Annotated in this window: 20 protein-coding genes; 11 read left to right on the forward strand and 9 right to left on the reverse strand. The window is 72.1% G+C overall.

What is annotated here, in order from left to right:
- Nucleotides 1–110 precede the first annotated feature (110 nt).
- Entirely contained in the window at nt 111–752 is a 642-nt protein-coding gene (locus VGK78_RS16110; RefSeq protein ID WP_331528731.1) for an FMN reductase, read from the reverse strand.
- Nucleotides 749–1,861, reverse strand: a complete 1,113-nt coding sequence (locus VGK78_RS16115) for an LLM class flavin-dependent oxidoreductase (RefSeq protein ID WP_331528733.1) — start codon at nt 1,859–1,861, stop codon at nt 749–751. The genes VGK78_RS16110 and VGK78_RS16115 overlap by 4 nt, the downstream gene beginning before the upstream one ends.
- A gap of 179 nt (nt 1,862–2,040) precedes the next feature.
- Between VGK78_RS16115 and VGK78_RS16120 the strand changes: the two genes are divergently transcribed.
- A complete protein-coding gene (locus VGK78_RS16120; protein WP_331528734.1) occupies nt 2,041–2,226 on the forward strand; it encodes a DUF1918 domain-containing protein in 186 nt (61 codons plus the stop codon).
- A gap of 96 nt (nt 2,227–2,322) precedes the next feature.
- Here VGK78_RS16120 and VGK78_RS16125 read toward each other — a convergent pair whose 3' ends face one another.
- Together VGK78_RS16125 and VGK78_RS16130 are read right to left on the reverse strand one after the other, a co-directional pair.
- The gene (locus VGK78_RS16125) at nt 2,323–2,595 is read right to left on the reverse strand and encodes a hypothetical protein (protein ID WP_331528735.1); all 273 of its coding nucleotides are present in this window, start codon (nt 2,593–2,595) and stop codon (nt 2,323–2,325) included.
- Nucleotides 2,596–2,626: 31 nt separating this feature from the next.
- Nucleotides 2,627–3,379 (reverse strand): hypothetical protein, encoded by a 753-nt coding sequence (locus tag VGK78_RS16130; RefSeq protein WP_331528736.1) that lies wholly within the window; start codon nt 3,377–3,379, stop codon nt 2,627–2,629.
- 128 nt (nt 3,380–3,507) lie between these two features.
- Here VGK78_RS16130 and VGK78_RS16135 point away from each other — a divergent pair, with 128 nt between their 5' ends.
- The 3 genes from VGK78_RS16135 to VGK78_RS16145 are packed head-to-tail and all read left to right on the forward strand — an operon-like array spanning nt 3,508 to nt 6,275.
- A complete protein-coding gene (locus tag VGK78_RS16135) occupies nt 3,508–3,867 on the forward strand; it encodes a response regulator (protein WP_331528737.1) in 360 nt (119 codons plus the stop codon).
- Nucleotides 3,864–5,594 carry a histidine kinase gene (locus VGK78_RS16140; RefSeq protein WP_331528739.1) on the forward strand — a complete coding sequence of 577 codons (1,731 nt, stop codon included), beginning with the start codon at nt 3,864–3,866 and terminating at the stop codon, nt 5,592–5,594. The genes VGK78_RS16135 and VGK78_RS16140 overlap by 4 nt, the downstream gene beginning before the upstream one ends.
- A 30-nt stretch (nt 5,595–5,624) precedes the next feature.
- Nucleotides 5,625–6,275, forward strand: a complete 651-nt coding sequence (locus tag VGK78_RS16145) for a response regulator transcription factor (RefSeq protein ID WP_331528740.1) — start codon at nt 5,625–5,627, stop codon at nt 6,273–6,275.
- Between the two features lie 16 nt (nt 6,276–6,291).
- Here VGK78_RS16145 and VGK78_RS16150 read toward each other — a convergent pair whose 3' ends face one another.
- Nucleotides 6,292–6,693, reverse strand: coding sequence for a DUF2237 family protein (locus VGK78_RS16150; protein ID WP_331528741.1), 402 nt, complete (start codon nt 6,691–6,693; stop codon nt 6,292–6,294).
- An 83-nt stretch (nt 6,694–6,776) separates the two neighbouring features.
- Here VGK78_RS16150 and VGK78_RS16155 point away from each other — a divergent pair, with 83 nt between their 5' ends.
- Together VGK78_RS16155 and VGK78_RS16160 are read left to right on the forward strand one after the other, a co-directional pair.
- A complete protein-coding gene (locus tag VGK78_RS16155) occupies nt 6,777–9,344 on the forward strand; it encodes an ATP-binding protein (RefSeq protein ID WP_331528742.1) in 2,568 nt (855 codons plus the stop codon).
- Between the two features lie 159 nt (nt 9,345–9,503).
- On the forward strand, nt 9,504–11,846 hold the full coding sequence (locus tag VGK78_RS16160; RefSeq protein ID WP_331528743.1) for a PA domain-containing protein: 2,343 nt from the start codon (nt 9,504–9,506) through the stop codon (nt 11,844–11,846).
- Here the strand turns inward: VGK78_RS16160 and VGK78_RS16165 are convergent.
- The 3 genes from VGK78_RS16165 to VGK78_RS16175 all read right to left on the reverse strand — a co-directional run bounded on the left by VGK78_RS16165 (nt 11,802) and on the right by VGK78_RS16175 (nt 15,280).
- On the reverse strand, nt 11,802–12,794 hold the full coding sequence (locus VGK78_RS16165; RefSeq protein ID WP_331528744.1) for a TrmB family transcriptional regulator: 993 nt from the start codon (nt 12,792–12,794) through the stop codon (nt 11,802–11,804). The genes VGK78_RS16160 and VGK78_RS16165 overlap by 45 nt on opposite strands.
- A gap of 87 nt (nt 12,795–12,881) precedes the next feature.
- Nucleotides 12,882–14,570: an APC family permease gene (locus VGK78_RS16170; protein ID WP_331528745.1), complete on the reverse strand. Its 1,689-nt coding sequence runs from the start codon at nt 14,568–14,570 to the stop codon at nt 12,882–12,884.
- 146 nt (nt 14,571–14,716) lie between these two features.
- Nucleotides 14,717–15,280 carry a TetR/AcrR family transcriptional regulator gene (locus VGK78_RS16175; RefSeq protein WP_331528746.1) on the reverse strand — a complete coding sequence of 188 codons (564 nt, stop codon included), beginning with the start codon at nt 15,278–15,280 and terminating at the stop codon, nt 14,717–14,719.
- Between the two features lie 44 nt (nt 15,281–15,324).
- Here VGK78_RS16175 and VGK78_RS16180 point away from each other — a divergent pair, with 44 nt between their 5' ends.
- The 4 genes from VGK78_RS16180 to VGK78_RS16195 all read left to right on the forward strand — a co-directional run bounded on the left by VGK78_RS16180 (nt 15,325) and on the right by VGK78_RS16195 (nt 18,312).
- Nucleotides 15,325–15,825 carry a GNAT family N-acetyltransferase gene (locus VGK78_RS16180; protein WP_331528747.1) on the forward strand — a complete coding sequence of 167 codons (501 nt, stop codon included), beginning with the start codon at nt 15,325–15,327 and terminating at the stop codon, nt 15,823–15,825.
- 72 nt (nt 15,826–15,897) lie between these two features.
- Nucleotides 15,898–16,353 (forward strand): DUF898 family protein, encoded by a 456-nt coding sequence (locus tag VGK78_RS16185; RefSeq protein ID WP_331528810.1) that lies wholly within the window; start codon nt 15,898–15,900, stop codon nt 16,351–16,353.
- A gap of 236 nt (nt 16,354–16,589) precedes the next feature.
- Entirely contained in the window at nt 16,590–17,546 is a 957-nt protein-coding gene (locus VGK78_RS16190; protein ID WP_331528748.1) for a hypothetical protein, read from the forward strand.
- A gap of 250 nt (nt 17,547–17,796) precedes the next feature.
- A complete protein-coding gene (locus VGK78_RS16195) occupies nt 17,797–18,312 on the forward strand; it encodes an Hsp20/alpha crystallin family protein (protein ID WP_331528749.1) in 516 nt (171 codons plus the stop codon).
- Between the two features lie 213 nt (nt 18,313–18,525).
- Here the strand turns inward: VGK78_RS16195 and VGK78_RS16200 are convergent, their stop codons facing one another.
- Nucleotides 18,526–18,960 carry a DUF3054 domain-containing protein gene (locus VGK78_RS16200; RefSeq protein ID WP_331528750.1) on the reverse strand — a complete coding sequence of 145 codons (435 nt, stop codon included), beginning with the start codon at nt 18,958–18,960 and terminating at the stop codon, nt 18,526–18,528.
- Between the two features lie 36 nt (nt 18,961–18,996).
- Here VGK78_RS16200 and VGK78_RS16205 point away from each other — a divergent pair, with 36 nt between their 5' ends.
- On the forward strand, nt 18,997–20,070 hold the full coding sequence (locus VGK78_RS16205) for a class I SAM-dependent methyltransferase (RefSeq protein WP_331528751.1): 1,074 nt from the start codon (nt 18,997–18,999) through the stop codon (nt 20,068–20,070).
- Nucleotides 20,071–20,137: the final 67 nt, after the last annotated feature.

The raw sequence follows: 20,137 nt of genomic DNA on the forward strand, positions 1-20,137 counted from the left end.
GACCGCGCAGTGATCGGATCGACGGGTCCGCCGGGAGTCTTCCGGCGGGCCCGTCGTCCGTGTCCGGCGTCGTCGTGCGTGACGACGTCGCCCCCCGCCAGGCGACCGGGTCAGATGTCGCGGAGCAGGTCCTCGAACGGCGTCGGGTTCTCGAACGGGTCGTCCGGGAGCACGGTCCCGCGGCGGAGCACCTTGTCGGCGAGCTCGCGTGCCGCGCGGTCGATCCGGGCGGAGAGCGAGCCGCCCCTGACCGAACCGGCCCCGAAGTCCTCGCTCGCGGCGAAGACGGCGGTCGGTACGACGTCCGCGCGCAGGTAGGCGAACAGCGGCCGCATCGCGAACTCGAGGACCAGCGAGTGGCGAGCTGTCCCCGCGGTCGCGGCGATCAGGACCGGCTTGCCCTCGAGGGTGCCGTCCTCGAGGACGTCGAAGAACATCTTGAACAGACCCGAGTAGGAGCCGGTGTAGACCGGGCTCACCGCGACGATCGCGTCGGCCTCGGCCACCCGGCGTACGGCGTCGGCGAGGGCGCCGGTCGGAAAGCCGGTGAGGACGTTGTCGGTGAGCTGGTGCGCGAGCTCGCGGAGCTCGATGACGTGGATGTCCGGAGGGGTGGTCTCGAGACGAGCTCCCAGGGGGCCCTCCTCGACCACCGAAAGAGAGCGGGTCGTGGCCGCGCCCAGGGCGTCGGCGAGGATGCGGGTCGACGACGGCACGGAGATGCCGGCGGAGACGATGACGATCTTGGTCATACCGTCACCTCTTCTTCGGTGGTTTCGAGACGGCGCTGGCGCGCCTCCTCAACCATCGAAGAATGCGTGGGGGCGTCTGGGACATGCGCGGGCTTGAGGGCCGCGAACTCCCGGCGCAGCACCGGCACGACCTCCTCGCCGAGCAGGTCGAGCTGCTCGAGGACGGTCTTCAGCGGCAGGCCGGCGTGGTCCATCAGGAACAGCTGGCGCTGGTAGTCGCCGACGTACTCACGGAAGCCGAGCGTGCGCTCGATGACCTGCTGCGGCGATCCGACGGTGAGCGGCGTCTCGCGGGTGAAGTCCTCCAGCGACGGGCCGTGGCCGTAGACCGGGGCGTTGTCGAAGTACGGACGGAACTCCCGCACGGCGTCCTGGCTGTTGTGCCGCATGAACACCTGTCCGCCGAGGCCGACGATCGCCTGGTCGGCGGTGCCGTGACCGTAGTGCTCGAAGCGGCGGCGGTAGAGGCTGACCATGCGAGCCGTGTGCGAGGCGGGCCAGAAGATGTGGTTGGCGAAGAACCCGTCGCCGTAGTACGCCGCCTGCTCGGCGATCTCGGGGGAGCGGATCGAGCCGTGCCACACGAACGGGGGTACGCCGTCCAGCGGTCGCGGCGTGGAGGTGAAGCCCTGGAGCGGCGTCCGGAACTTTCCCTCCCAGTCGACGACGTCCTCGCGCCAGAGGCGGTGGAGCAGGGCGTAGTTCTCGAGCGCGAGGTTGATGCCCTCGCGGATGTCCTTGCCGAACCACGGGTAGACCGGGCCGGTGTTGCCGCGACCCATCATCAGGTCGACGCGGCCGTCGGTGAGGTGCTGGAGCTTGGCGTAGTTCTCCGCGATCAGCACCGGGTCGGTGGTGGTGATCAGCGTCGTCGACGTCGACAGGATCACCCGCGACGTCTGCGCGCCGATGTAGGCCAGCGTCGTGGTGGGCGCGGAGGCGATGAACGGCGGGTTGTGGTGCTCGCCGACCGCGACCACGTCGAGCCCGACCTCCTCGGCCTTCTTCGCGATCTCGACGGTCGCCTTGATCCGCTGGTGCTCGGTCGGCGTCCGACCCGTCGTCGGGTCGGGCGTCACGTCGCCCACGGTGAAGATGCCGAACTGCATGTCCCCTACCTCTGATCGTTGCGGATTCAACTACTCCGGTGAACGCGGTGAGGGTGCCCATCATTCCCGTGCTCTCGACAAGGTCGACCGACGAGACGATGGTGGGAAGCAGCACCGGACCAGGACACGGAACAGGACACGGAACAGGACACGGAACAGGACACGGAAGGGGTGTCGCGATGCAGGCGAAGGTCGGCGATCACCTGGTGGTGGACAGCAAGAAGGTCGGCTCGCCCCCGCGCGAGGGCGAGATCCTCGAGGTGCGCGGCGACGACGGCTCGCCGCCGTACGTCGTGCGCTGGGACGACGGCCACGAGGGCGTCTCGTTCCCGGGCCCGGACGCGCACGTCACGCACTCCGGGTGACGGTCCGGACGACCGGACACGTACGACGGGTCCCGGCCGGTGGCCGGGACCCGCGGTCCCCCGACGGACAGGCCCGGAACTCGGGCCCCCGATGGCTCAGATGCTGGCCATCACGGGGAGGACCTCGACGTCCTTGATCAGGGCGACGCCCGAGTGCACGAAGCCGATCTCGGGAGCGCCCTCACGTGCATGCTCCTCGGTGTCGAAGAACGCGTAGGCGCTTCCGACGCCATCGTGCGGCGCGAGGAAGTAGGCGTGGACCAGACCCGGCTTGGACGCGACCTCGGAGACGACCTGGTCGAGGTGGGCCTGACGAGCGATGGGATCCAGGTCGCCCTGGAGGGCGACGGTGACGTGCAGGCTGTGCATGATGTGTTCCTTTCCGGTGGGTGATGCGATCTCAGATGGAGGACTCGGAGGGCTCGGAGCGGTCGAGGAGGCGGCCGGTCCACACCAGCCAGCACGGCATGAGGACGGCGGCGAGGATCCCGAGGTCGTAGCTGGTGATCGAGTCGATGCCGGCGACGTACCCGTAGGCCACGACGGCGGAGAGCAGTCCGGTGAGGACGCTCAGGGCCGCCCAGCCCTGACCGCCGAACGACCGGCCCCGGCCACCGAGCGACGCAGCGGCGAGGGCCGGCATCGCCACCGCGAGCAGCACGAACGACGCCGCCGAGAACGCGTCGCTGGTCACGTCGGTGGTGAACGCGACGGCGTTCACCGTCTCGATCGGGTTGCCGTGGGTGGCCATCAGGCCGACGGCCCGGTGTCCGCCGATCGCGGCCACGGCGCCGACCATCCAGACCAGGCCGCCGGCCTGCGCCGCCGTGCAGGCGCCGCGCCCGAGGCGGGGACCCAGCCTCCGTCGCAGCTCGGCGACCAGGATCACCAGGCCGCTCACGCCGATCAGGCCGAGGATGGTGGCGGCGCGCTCCTGGGCGACGGTGCCGGCGTACCACGTGTAGTAGATCTCCATCGTCCGGACCGGCGGCACCTCCTGGCTCACGTGAGGTGGTGCGGAGACGCTGACGTGCTGCTGGATGAGTGCGTTCCAGACGCCGGCGATGACGAGCGCGGTGCCGGCCATGGAGCCGAGAGCGAGGCCGACCGGCCACGTCGTACGACGGGTCGGGGTGAGAGTCATGGTGGTCATGACGGGCTCCTTTCGCGGACGCCACCAGCGTGACCGGCGTACGACGCGTGCGCATCCAGGCGGGCACCGGACCTGAGGTCGGTGCAGACCCTGAAGACGCCGGGGCCGAACGGTGTCACCATGACCGCATGAGGAGGCTCCTCATCGTCGACGACCACGCGGGTTTCCGGTCCTGGGCCCGCGAGCTGCTCGCCGACGAGGGCTTCGACGTCGTCGGCGAGGCCGGCGACGGGCGTACGGCGATCCGCCTCGCCGAGGAGCTCCGGCCGGAGGTCGTGCTGCTCGACATCCAGCTGCCCGACCTCGACGGCTTCGCGGTCGCGCAGCAGATCGGCGAGCAGGTCGGCGACGCCACCGAGGTCGTGCTGACCTCGGGACGAGCGCCCGAGGACTTCGGTGGCCGGATCTCCACGACCCCGCACGGCTTCCTGCGCAAGGACGACCTCAGTGGTGCATCGCTCGAGGCGGTGCTGGAGGCCCGAGGGTGACCCGCCGGCGCTGGGCGGCGCTCGGCGTGGTCGTGCTCGGCCTCGGCTGGGGGCTCGGCGGCGAGGCGGTCAGCATCGCCCACCACGTCGACGAGAACCACCTGCTCGACTTCGCCACCGGTTTCAGCTTCTTCCTCGGCGGGGCGGTCGCCGTCGATCGGCGGCCGGGCAACCGGCTCGGTCCGCTGATGGTGCTCAACGGGGTGTCGTGGTTCTGCGGGAACTGGATGAACATCCCGAACGGCTGGTCGCTGGAGTTCCTGCACCTCGGTGAGGCAGCGGCGGCCGGGCTGCTCGCGCACCTGGTCGTCGCCTATCCCAGCGGGCGCCTCACGACGAGGTTCGAGCGGGCGGTCGTCCTCGCGGCGTACGTCGTGCCGACGGGGGCGATGGCCCTGTCGCTGCTCACCCAGGACACGTCACGCTGCCCGGCCTGTCCCGCCGTCCCGGCCGCCCTGCCGGACCTCCCGGATGCCGCACTCGCCCACCGGTTCTTCCTCGTCTACGACCGGTCCGCCTGGGTGCTGGTCCCGCTGTTCTTCGCGGTGCTGTGGCTGCGGTGGCACCGGTCGTCCCCGGCCGCGCGGCGCGACCTCGCGCCCCTCTGGGCGGTCGCCTGCATCCTGGTGGTCGTCTTCAGCCTCTCGCCGTTCACGTCGTCCGAGTCGGGCGGCTTCGCGTACCTGATCTGGGAGCTCAACGCGGTCCTGAACACCGCCGTGCCCTGGATCTTCGTCTACGGCCTGCTCTCGACCAGGCTCGCACAGAGCGCCATCGGCGGGCTCGTGGTCGACCTCCAGTCACCGGTCGCTCCGGGTCAGCTGCGCGCGCTGCTCGCCCGGACCCTTGCCGATCCGGCGGTGCAGGTCGCCTACCCGATGGGCGGGGACCGCTGGGTGGACGCCGACGGACGGCCCGCCGATCCGCACGCGCCGTACAGCGGCCGTCGTACGACGATGGTCGAGCGGCACGGGCACCCGCTGGCCGCCCTGGTCCACGACGTCGCGCTGGATCCCGACCTGGTGCGCGCGACCGCCGCGGCGGCCGGGATGGCGCTGGACAACGAGCGGCTGCACGCCGAGCTGCGCGCCCAGCTCGAGGAGGTGCGCGCCTCGCGCGAGCGGATCGTGCTCGCCGGCGACGCCGAACGACGGCGGGTCGAGCGCGACCTCCACGACGGCGCGCAACAGCGGCTCCTCGCTCTCTCGCTCGCCCTCAGGACGGCCCGGCGGCAGCTCGGTAACGGCGAGCAGTCGCTCGTCGCCGACACCCTCGAGCGCACGGGACAGGAGCTGGCGACCGCGATCGACGAGCTGCGCGAGCTCGCCCGTGGAATCCACCCGACCGTGCTCACCGACGCCGGACTGGGCCCGGCCGTCGCCATGGTCGCGGGGCGGGTGCCGGTGCCGGTCGACGTGGCGGTGGGTGACGAGCGGTACCCGCCGCCGGTCGAGGCAACGGCGTACTTCGTCGTGAGCGAGGCGCTGGCCAACGTCACCAAGCATTCCCACGCGACCCACGCCGGCGTGGCGGTCGCCCGCGTCGGCGACCACCTGCACGTGGAGGTCTGCGACGACGGCCGTGGCGGGGCCGATCCGGGTCGGGGGTCCGGTCTGGCCGGGCTCCGGGACCGGGTGATCGCGGTCGGCGGGACCCTCTCGTTCGAGAGCGAGCCCGGAGCCGGCACCGTCGTACGCGTGGACCTGCCGTGCCAGGACGCCCCGTGACCCGGGACGCCCCGTGACCCGGGAAGCACCGTGACCCGGGTGGTCGTCGCCGACGACGCCGTGCTCTTCCGCGAGGGCCTGGCGCGGCTGCTCGTCGAGGCCGGGCTCGAGGTGGTCGGGCAGGCCGGCGACCTGCCGGGGCTGCTGGCGATGGCCGCCGAGCTGGCGCCCGACCTCGTGGTCACAGACATCCGGATGCCGCCCGACCACGCCACGGAGGGGCTCCGGGCTGCCGAGGCCCTGCGGCGCGACCGACCCCGCACCGCGGTGATCGTGTTGTCGCAGTACGTCGAGCCGTACTACGCGATGTCGCTGCTCGACGGAGGGCAGGGGGCCGTGGGCTACCTGCTCAAGGACCGGGTGACCGACCTCGACGAGCTCGCCGACGCCGTACGCCGGGTCCTGGCCGGGCGGACCGTCGTCGACCCCGCCGTGGTCACCGAGCTGCTCGGTCGCTCGGCTGCGCGCGACCCGCTCGCCGACCTGTCCGCACGGGAGCGTGAGGTGCTGGCGCTGATGGCACAGGGTCGCTCCAACCGCGCGATCGCGTCGCTGCTCCGGCTGACCGGCAAGACCGTCGAGTCCCACGTGCGGAGCATCTTCCTCAAGCTCGACCTGCAGCCCACCGACGACGACCACCGCCGAGTGCTGGCGGTGCTGACGCACCTCGGGGCGCGCTGACGCGGTGAGCCGAGGCTCAGACGAGGCCGCTGATGTCGGGCGGGACGTCGACGGCGTGCTCCTTGAGCACCGACAGCGGGATCACCTCGAGCGCCCGCTCGTTGGTGGACGCCAGGACGACGGGGGCGGCGACGCCGTCGTGGTAGGCCTGCAGCCACCGGGCGGCGACCACGCACCAGCGGTCGCCGGGCTTCAGTCCGGGGAAGGCGTAGTCGGGCATCGGCGTCGACAGATCGTTGCCCACCGCCTGCTGATGCTGCAGGAACTCCTCGGTCACCACCGCGCAGACGGCGTGGAGCCCGAGGTCCTCCTCGCCGCACGCGCAGCTGCCGTCGCGGTAGAACCCGGTCATCGGGTCGGTGCCGCACGGCTCGAGCGGTTCGCCGAGGACGTTGCGCTCCGCTGAGGACTCCGACATGGACAGCAATCATGGCAGGCGTACCCCGTGGTGCATCGCGCTCGACCGGTGCCGTTCCGGTTCGCTGCCCCCATACTGTGTCGATGGAGCTGCTGGAGCGGCAGCCGCAGCTCGGGACGCTGCACACCTACGCCACCGAGGCGCACGACGGTCACGGACGGCTGGTGCTGATCGGGGGAGAGGCCGGCGTCGGCAAGTCCTCGCTGGTCGACCGGCTCGAGGCCGAGCTGTCCCCGTCCGTGCGCTGGTACGCCGGCGCCTGCGACGGGCTCTTCACGCCCCGCCCCCTCGGGCCGCTGCGTGACGTCGCCGTCCAGGCGGGCGGCCGGCTCGCTGCCCTCCTGGGAGACAACGCCGCCCGTGAGGACCTCTTCGAGGGCCTGCTCGACCACCTCCGGGAGCAGCCGACCGCGCTCGTGGTGGAGGACGTGCACTGGGCCGACGAGGCGACGCTCGACCTGCTCCGGTACGTCGGGCGGCGGATGCGCGCCGTACCTGCGCTCCTGCTGGTGACCTACCGGGACGACGAGGTGGCGGCCAACGACGCACTGCGGATCGCGCTGGGTGACCTGTCGACGCACGGCGTGACGCGCCGGGTCGACGTACCGCCGCTGACGACGGCGGCTGTCTCGGCACTGGCCGACGCCGCCGGGCTGGACGGCGAGCACGTCTACCGGCTGACCGGCGGCAACCCCTTCTTCGTCTCCGAGATGGTGGCGTCGGGCGGGGGCGAGATCTCCGCGACGGCGCGGGACGCGGTGCTGGCGCGGCTCGGCCGGCTCGACGACCGCAGCCGCACCTGCGCGTGGGTCGCCGCCCTGATCGGCGCTCGGGTCGACGTCGACCTGCTCGCGACCGTGGACCTCAGTCTCCCCGACGGTCTCGACGCCCTGCTGGCGCGCGGGATCCTGACGAGCCGGGACGGCGAGCTCCGGTTCCGGCACGAGCTCACCCGGATCGCCGTCGAGCAGGACGCGGCCGGCTACAAGCGGCGCGAGGTGCACGCCACGCTGCTGAGCGCGCTCGAGGACCGCGGCGAGAGCGACGCAGCCCGTCTCGCGCACCACGCCGAGGGTGCCGGCGACGCGGCGGCGGTGCTCCGGCTGGCACCGCTGGCCGGGAAGCAGGCGGCCGAGCTCGGGGCCCATCGCGAGGCGGTGCAGCAGTACCTGCGTGCCACGCGCTTCTGCGACGGCGCCGACGCCGGGCTGGTCGCCGACATCCATCAGCGGCTGGCCGTCGAGCAGTCGCTGACGGACGCGTGGGAGGAGGCCGCGAGCTCGGCGGAGACGGCGCTCCGGCTGTGGCGCGAGGTGGGCGACGTACGCCGCGAGGGCGCGACGCTGGCCTTCCTGTCCCGGGTGATGTGGCGGCTGTGCCGGCCCGAGGAGCAGGAGTACGCCGAGCGTGCGGTGGCCGTGCTCGAGCAGCTCGGCGAAGGTCCGGAGCTGGCCCGCGCGACCAGCGCGTTGGCCGTGTCCCGGCGCAACGCCCGCGACGGGGCCGGGTCGCTGGCCGCGGCGACCCGGGCCGAGTCCCTGGCCGTCGGGTTGGGCATGGACGACGTCCGCGCGGAGGCGCTGTTGACCCGCGGCCTGGTCGCCGACTCGATGGGCGACGTCCGGGAGGCGCTCGAGGTGGCACGTGCGGCGGGCGCCCACGAGCAGGCGGCCGCGGCGTACGGCTATCTGCAGTCCTGCTGGACCGGACACCGGGACTTCGTCGCTGCCGAGCGATGGTTCCGCGAGGGCACGCCCTACTGCGACGACCACGACATCGCCACCTGGGCCTCGTGCCTGCGTGCCCATCACGGCGCCTCGCTCCTCGTGCAGGGCCGGTTGCGCGAGGCCGGGGACGTCAGCCGGCGCGTTCTCGCGACCAGGGTGATCTCGCCCGAGAACCGGATGGCGCCGCTGGTGACGCTCGGCACCGTACTCGCGCGGTTCGGCGAGCACGAGGAGGCCGCGCTCCACCTCGACGAGGCGGTCGCGAACGCGGAGCGCTCGGGACTGCCCGGGTGGCGGCTCGAGGCGCTGGCGCCGCGGGCCGAGGCTCGGTGGCTGGCGGGCGACGACGAGGGGGCGCGCAGTGACGCGGCCCGTGCCGCGACGGCGCGGGACGCCTACGGCCCCTGGGACGCTGGCCAGCTCCAGGCATGGGGTCGACGGCTCGGGCTCGAGCCGTTCGGTCCGCCGCGGGACTTCCCCGAGCCGTACGAGCACTCGTTCGCCGGCGACTGGAGGGCGGCGGCGGCGGCCTTCGACGAGGTGGGATGTCCGTACGACGCGGCGCTGGCGTTGTTCGACTCCGGGTCGGAGGAGGGGCTGCGGGAGGCGCTCGAGCGGTTCGACGCGTTGGGTGCCGTGGCGGCGTCCGCCCGTACCCGGCAGGCCCTGCGGGACCTCGGGGCGCGCGGCGTCCCGGTCGGCGCCCGGGCCAGCACCCGGGCCAACCCGGTGGGGCTCACCCGTCGCGAGATGGAGGTCCTGGAGCTCGTCGTGGCGGGGCTCACGAACGCGGAGATCGCGACCCGGATGGTGATCTCCACGCGCACCGTCGACCATCACGTGTCCGCGGTCCTGACCAAGCTCGACGTGCGGACGCGCGGCCAGGCGGCGTCGCGGGCAGGTGATCTGGGCATCCTGACCTGACAGGGATCGGGGTGTGCAGCTGACGCCCGAGCAGGTCGACCGTGCGGTCGGCGCGTGGCGAGCTGACGCCATGTCCTGAAGGCGTCAGCCGCAGGTCTGTCCTCCGAAATGGCGGCTCGACTATCAAGAGGTCATCCACCGACCTCGGGAGCCACCCACATGTCTCGTACCCCCTTCGCGCCGCTGGCCGCCACGGCCGCGGCCGTCGCACTCGCCCTGACCGGTCAGGCGGCGAACGGCAGCACCTCCTCCTTCCATCCCGCGCCGCCGGCGGCGCAGGCACGCGTGATCGACCTCGGCGGGCACGACCGCGTCCAGCTGAGCCCGGTCGGTACGTCGGGCCGCACCGCCGTACTGCCGCTGGAGGGCCGGGCGGCCACCGGAGTGCTCGAGACGACCACCTCGTCCGGCACCCAGCTGGCGCCCGCCGGTGGTGGCCGACCCACGCTCGTCTCCGGCACCGCGGCGGTCACGCCGGACGCCGACCCCGGCACCACCGTGGCGCTGACCTTCAGCTCGATCGGCCGCGACGGGCGTGAGGCGTTCGCCCACGTCAACATCTTCGACCTGGCCACAGGGTCGTCCTGGAGCCGCGAGATCCCCGGCAGCCCCGACACCGGCCACGACTGCTCCACCGACGGCTGGGCCCAGAGCGACTGCATCCTGCTGGAGCCCGGTGAGTACTCGGTGATGGCGTTCGTGACCACCGAGCCGGCCCAGACGCCACCGACCGACCGCGGTCGCACCGCCCAGAGCGTCGCGCTCGTGGGAGACCCGCAGGTCCACCTGACCGCCGCGCGGCAGATGACCCTCGACGCGCGCGACGCACACCGGCTCACCGTCTCCACACCGGGACACCGGACCCGCGCGAACAACGAGGGCCTCCTGCAGCTCGGCTACACCCAGACGGCGGCCGACGGGTCCGCGATCACCGGCACGCTGCGGCCGTCGTTCCTGCTCGACAACCACGCCTACCTGCAGCCGACCCTCGAGCCGACCGTCGGGACCTTCCAGGCCCTGACCCGCCTGCAGCTCGCGGTGCCCGACATCAGCCTCGCGAGCAGGCAGACCGGCCGGCTGCACCCGGCGTACTACGACGCCGTGTGGTTCTCGGACTTCGACTCCGAGTTCCCGATGTACGACGGACAGGACCGGCTCGCCGCGATCGACGTCGGACAGGCCCGTCCCGAGGACCTCGCCGGGAAGCACCTGCACGGCGCGATCGCGGTGGTGGAGCGCTCCGACGACCTCTCCGTCGCCGAACAGTCCAACAACGCAGCGGCCGCCGGCGCTGGTCTGGTCGCGATCTACAACAACGGGCCCGGGGACAACGGTGACCCGAACGGCACGGGTGTGAAGCTCCAGGTCCCGACCGTCCGCCTCGACCGCGCCGAGGGCCGGGCCCTGACCCGGCTGCCCGCCGGCTCCCGCGTCGACGTGCGCGGAGAACCGGCCAGCCCGTACCTCTACGACCTCGTGATCAAGGAGAACGGCCGCATCCCGACCGACCTGCACCACTCGTACGCCCTCGGCGACCTGGCGACCCAGGTGCGGTCGCTGCACGGTCAGCCGACGATCGGGTCGACGTTCTCGCAGGCGGCGTACCAGTTCCAGCCCGGGGACACGTTCTCGATCTCGACGATGATGCCGTTCCGGGGCGGTCCGCGGGCTCGCACCGAGTACCGCATCGCCGACCCCGACACCGCGTGGACGTACGCCGCGGTCTCGCCGGGAACGTCGTACAACGCGATGTTCCCGCACGACCCGGTCGAGGAGATGCTGGTCAGCGACCCGCACCGGGCGGCGTACCGGCCGGGCGAGGTGAGCGACCTCCCGGCGCTGACGGCGCCGATCACGGCCGCACCCAACCCCGGGGCGCCGGTCGCACGCGGCGGGGACCGGATGCGGATCTACCTCGACGGCTTCACGGATGCCGAGGGCAACCACGGGTTCGCCTACTCCGACGCGAGCGGGATGGCCACCCATCTCGAGGTGCTGGCCGACGGGGCGCTGGTCGCCGAGACCGACTACCTGCCGTACGGGTACGCCGCCCTGCCGGCCGGGAACTCGCAGGTCGCGATCCACTTCACGACCGACAACCCCCAGGCGTGGAACCAGCTGTCGACGCACACCGACACCACGTGGAGCTTCCCGTCGTCGACGACCGCGGACGTCGAGAACGCGCCGGTGCTGGTGCCCGACTACGACGTCCCGGTCGACCTGCGCAACCGGGTGACGCCCGAGCCGGGACGCCGCGCGGTGTTCGACCTGGCGATCCCGCACGCGGCGGGGTCGTCGGACACGCGGGTCGGCGACGTCAAGCTCGACGCCTCGTGGGACGACGGCAAGACCTGGACGCCGGCGTCGGTGACGCCGACGGACTCCGGCTGGCACGTCGTGCTGCCTCGGGGCGGAGGCTTCGTGTCTCTGCGGCTGCACGCGGCGGACGACGCGGGCTCAGCGGTCGACCAGACCGTCGTCCGCGCCTTCCTGGTCCGCTGAGGTATCGAGCCAGCCGAGTCGGACCGCCTGCACGCCCGCCTGGAAACGGGTCCGGACGTGCAGGTGGTCCATCAGCTGGGAGACGCGCCGGCTGAGGGTCCGGGTGCTGGTCCCGAGGTGGCGCGCCACGACGTCGTCCTTGGCGCCGGCGGCCAGCAGCGCCGCGAGCTCGCGGTCGGTCACGCCGCGTCCGACCGTGGGCGCCACGATCGGCGTCGCCTGCGCCCACAGCAGCTCGAAGAGCCGCACCAGTGCATCCATCAGCGCCGACGGCCGGATGCAGAGCGCCGCGTCGATGGTCTCCTCGATCCCGATCGGCAGGATCGCGAGCCGGCCGTCGGAGATCGCGAGCTTCATCGGGAGGTCGGCGTGGACCCGCGACCGTTCGCCGGCCCGCGACGCGTCCTGTGCCTCCTCGAGCGCACCGGGCAGGTCGAGCGCCTCGGGTGCGTAGATCCCGCGCACCACGACCTCGTCGCGCAGGAGGCGGCGTACCGACTGGTCGGAGCGCTGGGGGTTGGAGACGTACGGCGGCCGGTCCAGCACGAGGAGCTCCTCGCGGGTGCCGACCAGCAGCTGCTCGAACCGGGCCGCGATGGCGGCGCGGCCGACCAGCACCTCGACGATGTCCTCCGGCCGGTGTCGCTCCTCGGCCGGCATCTCGGCCAGCAGGTCGCGGGCCGCCAGCTGCGCGCGGGCGAGCTCCTCCTTGCGCCGGTTGACGAGCACGTCGACGGCCACGTCGGGCCTCGCGGCGCGCACTCGTATCGGACGACCCGGGAGTCGGTGCACGAGGCCGAGCTCTTCCAACGCGGTCAGCGACGCGGTGACGTCGCCCGGCGGGCGTTCCAGCGCCGCCGCCAGCTCGTCGGACTCCGCCTCGCTCCGCGACAGCAGCTCGCGGTACACCACCTCGTCGACCTGCCGGATCCCGAGCGACTCGAGCATCCCCGCATTCTGGCATCGGGCGCGCCTGGATCTCGCGGTGGTTTAGGTGGACGCGACCGGTCGACGGATGGGTCAGCAGCCGTCCTTCTACGCGGGAGCGCCGGGCGGCTCGGCGGTGGGCGGCTCCTCGGTCGGTGGTTCGTCGGAGGGCGGCTGCTCGCGCTCGGCGCCGGTGGGCTCGAGGTCGTCGTGCAGGTGCCGGCGTACGCCGCGGTCGGGCCGGGCCGTGAAGAAGTACGCCGCGCCGATCACCGCGATGATCACGATCACGAGGAGCGTGATCCAGTCGTAGTTGAAGACGCCGCGCGGCGAGGTCAGGCCGGTCGGCAGCACGACGTTGATGAACATCAGTCCCAGGTACGCCGCCCCGATCACGGTCACCGTCGTGCCCCAGCGCCCCAGGGTGAAGCGGCCCTCGGGCACCCAGCCCCGCGACCGCGCGACCAGAGCGCCGAGCACGGTCAGGAGGAACGACAGGTAGATGCCGCTGACCCCGAACGACACCAGGGCGAGGAGCGCGTTCACGTGACCCGGGTAGGTGATGAACAGGAAGTGCTTGTCGGTCGCGGGGGAGACGAAGACCAGCAGCACGAACAGCGCCGACACCACGGCACCGGCGATCAGGGCGTTGACCGGCGTACCGAACCGCTGGTGGACCCGCGAGATCCACGAGGATCCGGGCAGCGCCTGGTCGCGCGAGTAGCTGAACATCAGCCGGCTGCCGGCGCCCTGGATCGAGGTGCCGCACGAGAAGAAGGCGAAGATGATCATCAGCAGCAGGAAGTCCTGCACCCCGGAGGGCAGCTGTCCGAGGATGAACGGCACGCCACCGTTGAACGCGTCGACGACCCCCTTCGAGCCGTCGCCCGGGATGGCGAGCAGCAGCGCGGCCGTCAGCACCAGCGAGCCGACGCCGCCCCAGATCACGGCCAGGCGCATGGCCCGTGGCACCTGGCGGCCGGCGTCCCGGGTCTCCTCCGAGATGTCGCCGGCCGACTCGAAGCCGTAGTAGATGTAGACCGGCGCGAGCACGGCGATCAGGCCGGCGGCCAGGAAGCTGCCGTGGAAGTCCAGGCCGAGCGCGTTCGTCGACGCGTGCGTCTGGCCCTGGGTCGAGAACAGGTAGCCGAGCCCGTGGTGGAAGCCGTGGATGGCCAGGATGATCGCGATCCCGAACGTGCCGACGATCTCGACGTACACGCCGAACTGCGCGACCCGTCCCATCACGCGCGCGCCGGTGACGTTGAGGACCGTCTGGATCACCAGCAGCAGCACGGTGACCCACAGGATCGTGAAGTGGTCGGCGGGATCGAGGTTCCAGCCGAACCAGTTGTGGGTCAGTGCCGCGAAGTAGCCGACGACGCCGGTGTCGACCGCCGCCACCGTGACCAGCAGCGCGAACCCGTAGAACCAGCCGACGAACCAGCCGTAGCCGGGACCGACCGAGAACTTCGAGTACTGGTAGAGCGCGCCCGCGACCGGGTAGTGGCTGGCGAGCTCGCCGAAGACCAGCGCGACGAACAGCATCCCGATGATCGGGATGAAGTTCAGCCAGATGTACGCCGGCCCGCCGGTGCCGAGGCCCAGCACGAACAGGGAGTAGATCCCCACCATCGGGGAGAGATAGGTGAACGCGACCGAGAAGTTCGCGAACAAGCCGAGGACCCGACGCAGCTGCGGCTGGTAGCCCAGGCTCGCGAGGCGTGCGTCGTCGTGGTCGGTCCCTGCTGACTCGTCAGCAGGGCGGATGTCGGCAGGGTCGGCGGCGTGGGTCACGGGACGCTCCGGAGCTACTCGGCTGCGACCCCGGGCCGCAGCACACCAGACCTGGCTCACCCCCGGCTGAGCCCCGCCCGCCTCCGTCGAGAAGGGGCACGCGGCGAACCGAAGATAGACCCGAGCGTGCGCAGCGGGGAAGAGCCTCAGCCGGTCACGGAGACGATGCCCTCGTGCACCCCGCGGGTGACCCGCGCCCGCTGGCCGGTGGCCAACAGGTCGAGCAGTCCTCCGCGCACGACGGCGAGGACCGCCGTTCGTTCCGCGGCCCCCGCGGCGGTGCGGCGTACGGCCGGGGGCTGGGCGCGGGACAGCATTGCGAGCCAGTCGTCGACGGTACGCCGGGCGAAGTCTCCCCACGGGCCGTCCGGCTGGCTGAGCGAGGTGGCGTACGACTCGACCCAGAGCCGGAGCACCGGTGCGTGCCGTGGGTCGACGAGCCAGGTCCACACGGCCTCGGCCACACCCCGTAGATCCCCGTCGGTGGGCAGGGCGGCGAGAATGGCCAGCTCGTCGGCGCGGGCCCGGTCGAGCACCGCCTGCACCAGCCCGTCCTTGGACCCGAAGAGGAACCGGAGGACTCCCGTGCTCGAGCCGATCGCCTCGGCCACCGGCCGCAGCGAGGCGCCGGCCAGACCGTGCTCGAGGGCATAGGCGTAGACGGCGTCGACGAGCTCGACCTGTCGGGCGCTGGGCTGCTCCTGCGGCATGCGCACATCCTACTGATACAGTCGTGTCAGTAGGAGGATGTCGGATGGTCGAGATCAGGGAGATCGGACAGCCGGGCGACCTCGGCTGGGTCGTGCAGGCGCACGGCGAGCTCTACGCCCGGGAGTTCGGATGGGACACGACGTTCGAGGCGCTGGTCGCCCGGATCGTCGCCGACTGGGCCGCGGACCACGACCCCGCTCGCGAGGCGGCCTGGATCGCCGAGGACGAAGCCGGGCGGGTGGGATGCGTCTTCTGCATGCGCGAGGACGACGAGACGGCGCGGCTGCGGATCCTCCTGGTCGACCCGCGCGCCCGCGGACAACGGCTGGGCGCCACGCTCGTCGACCGATGTCTCGGGTTCGCGCGGGCGGCCGGCTATCGGCGGATGGTGCTCTGGACCAACCACCCGCTCGCAGCGGCGCGCCGCATCTACCTCGACGCCGGCTTCGAGCTGGTCGCCGAGGAGCCGCACCACAGCTACGGCGTCGACCTGGTCGGCCAGACCTACGCCCGCGACCTCTCCCCGGCGATTCCCGCGTCATGACCGGGCGGCTCGGGCGTTTCTTCCGGAGGCCGGGCGCTGGCCGCCGGTCAGCGCGCCTCCCGGCCTCACCAGATCGACTCGGGCCGTGGATTCCGGGGGGTCTCCATGTCGCACAACTCAGGCCGCTTCGGATTCGACGGTGACGTCACGGGTTATCTCGGCACCCGCCTGCTGGCGCTGCTCCTCGTCCTGGTCACGCTCGGCTTCGCCTTCCCGCCCGCGCTCGTGCTCGTCAAGCGGTGGGACGCACGGCACCTCGTCATGGGCGGGAGCGCGGTGGTCTTCACCGGCCGGGCCCGGGACCTGCTCCGGGAGTGGCTCGTGTGGTGGCCCTGCGTGCTGCTCTCGTTCGGGTTCTACGCGTTCGCCGTGCTGCCGCGGGTGAAGCGGTGGGTCTGGGACCACACCGACTACCGGGCCCTGTGGCGCGTCGTCGAGCCGGACACGGCGTACGTCCGTCCGCTGGTTGCCCCCGTGCGGCTGCACCTCTCCTTCTTCAGCGAGCCGGGGGCGCACCGGCTGGTGTGAGACCGCGGTCGCCTGATCCGGAAGGCAAAATGTCGGCATTCTCCGGACGGCGGGTGACCTCACGACGTAGAAAGTCCTCAGGAGCTCGCCGGGGCGGGTGCCGCCAGGGAGCGGTGCCCGGCCGGGTCCGGAGCACTACTTGGCTTCGGTAAAGAAGTGCCCCTGGCCCGTGTGGGTCAGGTGTTTTCCGACGGGCCTTCACTACGCTTCCCATCGACACTGGGGGGTGTGGCGACATGGCTGAGTCCGACAAGGTCATCAACGCCGTCATGCAGACGACGGGCGAGTCCTACGAGAAGGTCTCGACGTTCACGACGATCGCGCACGAAACCGTCGACGAGTGCCTCGCCGACGACATCTCGGTGGTCGCACCACCGCTGGTGATCGGCCGGCTCGGGTGCCCCGTCCTCGACCGTCTGTTGCTGCGGATGGGCGACGGGCAGTGGCAGCTGCCGGAGAGCGTCGACGTCACCGAGGCCGAGCTCGCGGAGACGCTGATGCTCCCGATCGAGACCGTCTCGCGGTACCCGATGATCGGCCGGTTCGGGCTGCTCGCCCGCTGCATGGACCGGCTGATGATCGAGGACGCCGACGCCGAGCGGTTCCTGAAGATCCTCGACGTGTGGCTCGGCACGTTCGGGCCCGACGCCGAGGGGCGGCCGAACCCGTACGCCGTGTGGGCGCTGCCCAACCGCGACGCGTTCGAGGGCTGGCTGCTCGCGCGGCTCGACATCCTGCACAAGCTGGGCTTCGCGGTCCGGCTCGCCAGCGAGGAGATGGACGGCGTACGCGGTCAGCAGCACATGTTCGTCGACGGCCGCCGGGCCGACCTGCTGATGCGCTTCACGCACGACTGCGAGAAGGGCGCGGCCGACGACTGGCTGGTCGTGGAGAACAAGACGACCGCGGTGGGCATCGGCGCGCTCGACCAGCTCGCGCTGTCGGTGGACTGGCTGCGCGCCGAGTCGCGGCCGGGTGTGGTGCACGGGATGCTGATCGCCGACGGGCTGAGCCTCGAGGTGGAGCGCGGCCTGCGCGAGCGGAGCTTCCACTACCAGTCGATGACCGGGATCGGCTACCGGCGCTGGGTGCGGATGCACTCGCCGCTGCAGCCCGAGCTCGCCCGTGACGCCACCACGATCAACTACCCGCAGAACCTGTCGGTGCGGACCCTGGCCGCCGCGCTCCGCTGACGTATTTCTCCTACACGTCTCCCCCGGCCGTCGGACGGCCGGGGGAGACTTCTGTCCGGACCGTTGCGGGTCCGTGTCCGCGGCGGAGCCACATGCCGCGCGCCGGAGTGCGTGGCCTGCTCACCGCTCGCCGATGGTTCGCTGCGGGCGAACACCGTGGCGCGCGGAAGCCGGAATTGAGTCGACTCGACTCAAGTTGTACGGGGTGAACGGCCCGCGAGGGCGGGCCCGCACCCCAGGAGCGACCACCATGAGCAACACCGTGTCGCGTCGGCAGCGCGATCCGTTCTTCCGTGAGTTCGACAACCTCGTCCGCGCCGCGTTCGGCCCGTCGACCTCGACCGGCTCGGGCCGCACCCTGTCCCGGAGCACGCCGTCGGGCTCGGCGTCGGGCCTGTCGTTCAGCCCGGCCGCCGAGGCGCACCGGGAGGGCGACGACGCCGTGATCCGGCTCGAGCTGCCCGGCGTCTCGACCGACGACGTCACCGTCGAGGTGAAGGGCCGCCACCTGGTGATCAGCGGCAGCCGCCGCGACCAGCGTGAGGAGCAGGGCGAGGGCCGCCGGTTCAGCGAGTTCCGCTACGGCAGCTTCACCCGGTCGTTCCGGCTCTCGCCGAGCGTGACCGCTGAGGCCGTCTCCGCGTCGTACGACGCCGGCGTGCTGACCGTCCGGGTGGCGGGCGCCTACGCCGAGACCGAGGGCCACAGGATCGAGATCAGCACCGGCGCCGCGGAGTCGATCGATGGGGAGCGGGCCCAGGACTGATCGCGGGCCCGATCGCAGACAAACACGAGGGCCCGGTCACCACGGGGTGGCCGGGCCCTCGCGTATCCCCCTTGCGCGCCGGACCGGTAGCCGGCCACGGAGCGAGCGTGTCGCCCGTGGAAGGCTCGGCGTTCGCGATCACGGTAGGCCGCGGGGGGCACGAATGTTCCATCCCCAGGGGTGGATTGTGATGCGCCTTGGTGGGTACAGGGGTCAGCGCGGAATCCGAGGCCACCGGGAGTGCCCGCCCAGCCGCCAACCGGAGCGCCGGCCGATGCCCCAGAGCGAGCGACGGCCGAGGACCGCGCGCCAGCCGATCAGGAACACCCCGAGCACGATCACGGCCACCACCACGAACGCCCACGCCGTTCCGGCGCCGGTCGCGGACCGCACCACCATCCCGATCACCACGGTCCAGACCCACACCCGGACCCCGGCCCGGATCGCGGTCGGCCTGACGCGCGACACGGCGGTCATCGCCAGACCGAGCGCGGCTCCGAGCAGGAAGGGCCAGGCGGTGTGCCAGATCCCGCGGGCGCTCGTCGTCTCGTGATGGCTGGCGCGGCCGATGGTCGCGAAGACCAGCACCGCCAGGGCGTCGCCGACGACTGCGATCGGCCACGCTCGGCGACGGAGGTTCAGCGGCATGCCGTCGAGTCTGGCATCCGGGGCAGGATGAGGGCCGTGGGCCCCGAAGCCATCTCCTCCATCGCCGATCCCGAGGCCGTGGCCTGGGACCGGATCACGCGGGTCAGCGTCGTGTGCTTGATCGAGGACGCCGACGCCCCCGACGGGGTCGTCCTGGTGATGCACTCGAGAGACGGCCGCTGGGCGGTCCCGGCCGACGCTCGTCGGCCGGACGAGGACGTCTGGGACGACTCGGTCCTGCGCATCCCCCTGGAGACGATGGGTTTCCGGCGGCAGGACACGCACCCGTTCGCGTTGTGCGATGACGGGCGGCATGTCGCATTCTGGGTCTTCGGCGGCACGTACGCCGGCACCCGGCTGAGCGCCGTCGACGTGCCGTGGTGGACCGGCTCTGTCGCGGACGGTGCGTCTCTGCTGCGCCCGCAGGGGGACGAGGCGTGGGCGGCGCTCGTCGAGGCCGCCGACGAGTCGCGGCGGACGAGGCCCTACGAACGCCGCGCGGCCGACATGCACCGGACCCTGGTGGGTGCCTACCTCTCGGCGGACACACCGCAGGGCGGCTCCGGCTTCGGCGGCTCGGAGGCCGAGTGGAAGGAGGCCCGCGGTGCTCTGGTCGACGCCTTCGACCCGTCGCGCACGTCGGTGCGGTTCCTGGACCACGCCTGCGCGAACGGGCACCTGCCGGTCTCGATGGTCTCGTGGGCGGCCGAGCGCGGGGTGGAGGTCGATCCGTACGGCGTCGACATCGCGCCCGAGCTGGTCGACCGCGCACGCGTGGACCACCCGGCGTACGCCTCGCACTTCTTCGTCGGCGACGCGCTGACGTGGGTGCACCCGGAAGGGGAGCGGTTCGACGTCGTGCACGTCCTGCTCGACGTCGTCCCGGCGGCTCGTCATCGCGAGCTGATCCGGCACCAGCTCGACCACGTCGTCGCTCCCGGCGGGCGGCTCGTGCTCAGTGAGTACGGCGACCCTCCGTCCAGCCGGTCGACGGAGGCGCAGGTGACGCGATCCGGGTTCACGGTCGGCGGCCGGACACGGCAGCCGACCCGCGGCGGTCGTGAGCGGGGCTTTCCGAGCGTCTGGATCGAGGCTCCTGCTGGCCCGTGACGAGCGCCTTGTGGAAACACGGTCCGGGCTGTCCGTGGTCGGTGCTGGAGTGGTGTTCCTGTCCGGA

Source organism: Nocardioides sp. (genome assembly GCF_036503465.1).
Classification (GTDB): Bacteria; Actinomycetota; Actinomycetes; order Propionibacteriales; family Nocardioidaceae; genus Nocardioides.

Bases quoted from the DNA above. Each gene is read 5' to 3' on its own strand.
- VGK78_RS16110 (WP_331528731.1), bottom strand. From the start codon at position 752: ATGACCAAGATCGTCATCGTCTCCGCCGGCATCTCCGTGCCGTCGTCG.
- VGK78_RS16115 (WP_331528733.1), bottom strand. From the start codon at position 1,861: ATGCAGTTCGGCATCTTCACCGTGGGCGACGTGACGCCCGACCCGACG.
- VGK78_RS16120 (WP_331528734.1), top strand. From the start codon at position 2,041: ATGCAGGCGAAGGTCGGCGATCACCTGGTGGTGGACAGCAAGAAGGTC.
- VGK78_RS16125 (WP_331528735.1), bottom strand. From the start codon at position 2,595: ATGCACAGCCTGCACGTCACCGTCGCCCTCCAGGGCGACCTGGATCCC.
- VGK78_RS16130 (WP_331528736.1), bottom strand. From the start codon at position 3,379: ATGACCACCATGACTCTCACCCCGACCCGTCGTACGACGTGGCCGGTC.
- VGK78_RS16135 (WP_331528737.1), top strand. From the start codon at position 3,508: ATGAGGAGGCTCCTCATCGTCGACGACCACGCGGGTTTCCGGTCCTGG.
- VGK78_RS16150 (WP_331528741.1), bottom strand. From the start codon at position 6,693: ATGTCGGAGTCCTCAGCGGAGCGCAACGTCCTCGGCGAACCGCTCGAG.
- VGK78_RS16155 (WP_331528742.1), top strand. From the start codon at position 6,777: ATGGAGCTGCTGGAGCGGCAGCCGCAGCTCGGGACGCTGCACACCTAC.
- VGK78_RS16160 (WP_331528743.1), top strand. From the start codon at position 9,504: ATGTCTCGTACCCCCTTCGCGCCGCTGGCCGCCACGGCCGCGGCCGTC.
- VGK78_RS16165 (WP_331528744.1), bottom strand. From the start codon at position 12,794: ATGCTCGAGTCGCTCGGGATCCGGCAGGTCGACGAGGTGGTGTACCGC.
- VGK78_RS16175 (WP_331528746.1), bottom strand. From the start codon at position 15,280: ATGCCGCAGGAGCAGCCCAGCGCCCGACAGGTCGAGCTCGTCGACGCC.
- VGK78_RS16180 (WP_331528747.1), top strand. From the start codon at position 15,325: ATGGTCGAGATCAGGGAGATCGGACAGCCGGGCGACCTCGGCTGGGTC.
- VGK78_RS16190 (WP_331528748.1), top strand. From the start codon at position 16,590: ATGGCTGAGTCCGACAAGGTCATCAACGCCGTCATGCAGACGACGGGC.
- VGK78_RS16195 (WP_331528749.1), top strand. From the start codon at position 17,797: ATGAGCAACACCGTGTCGCGTCGGCAGCGCGATCCGTTCTTCCGTGAG.
- VGK78_RS16200 (WP_331528750.1), bottom strand. From the start codon at position 18,960: ATGCCGCTGAACCTCCGTCGCCGAGCGTGGCCGATCGCAGTCGTCGGC.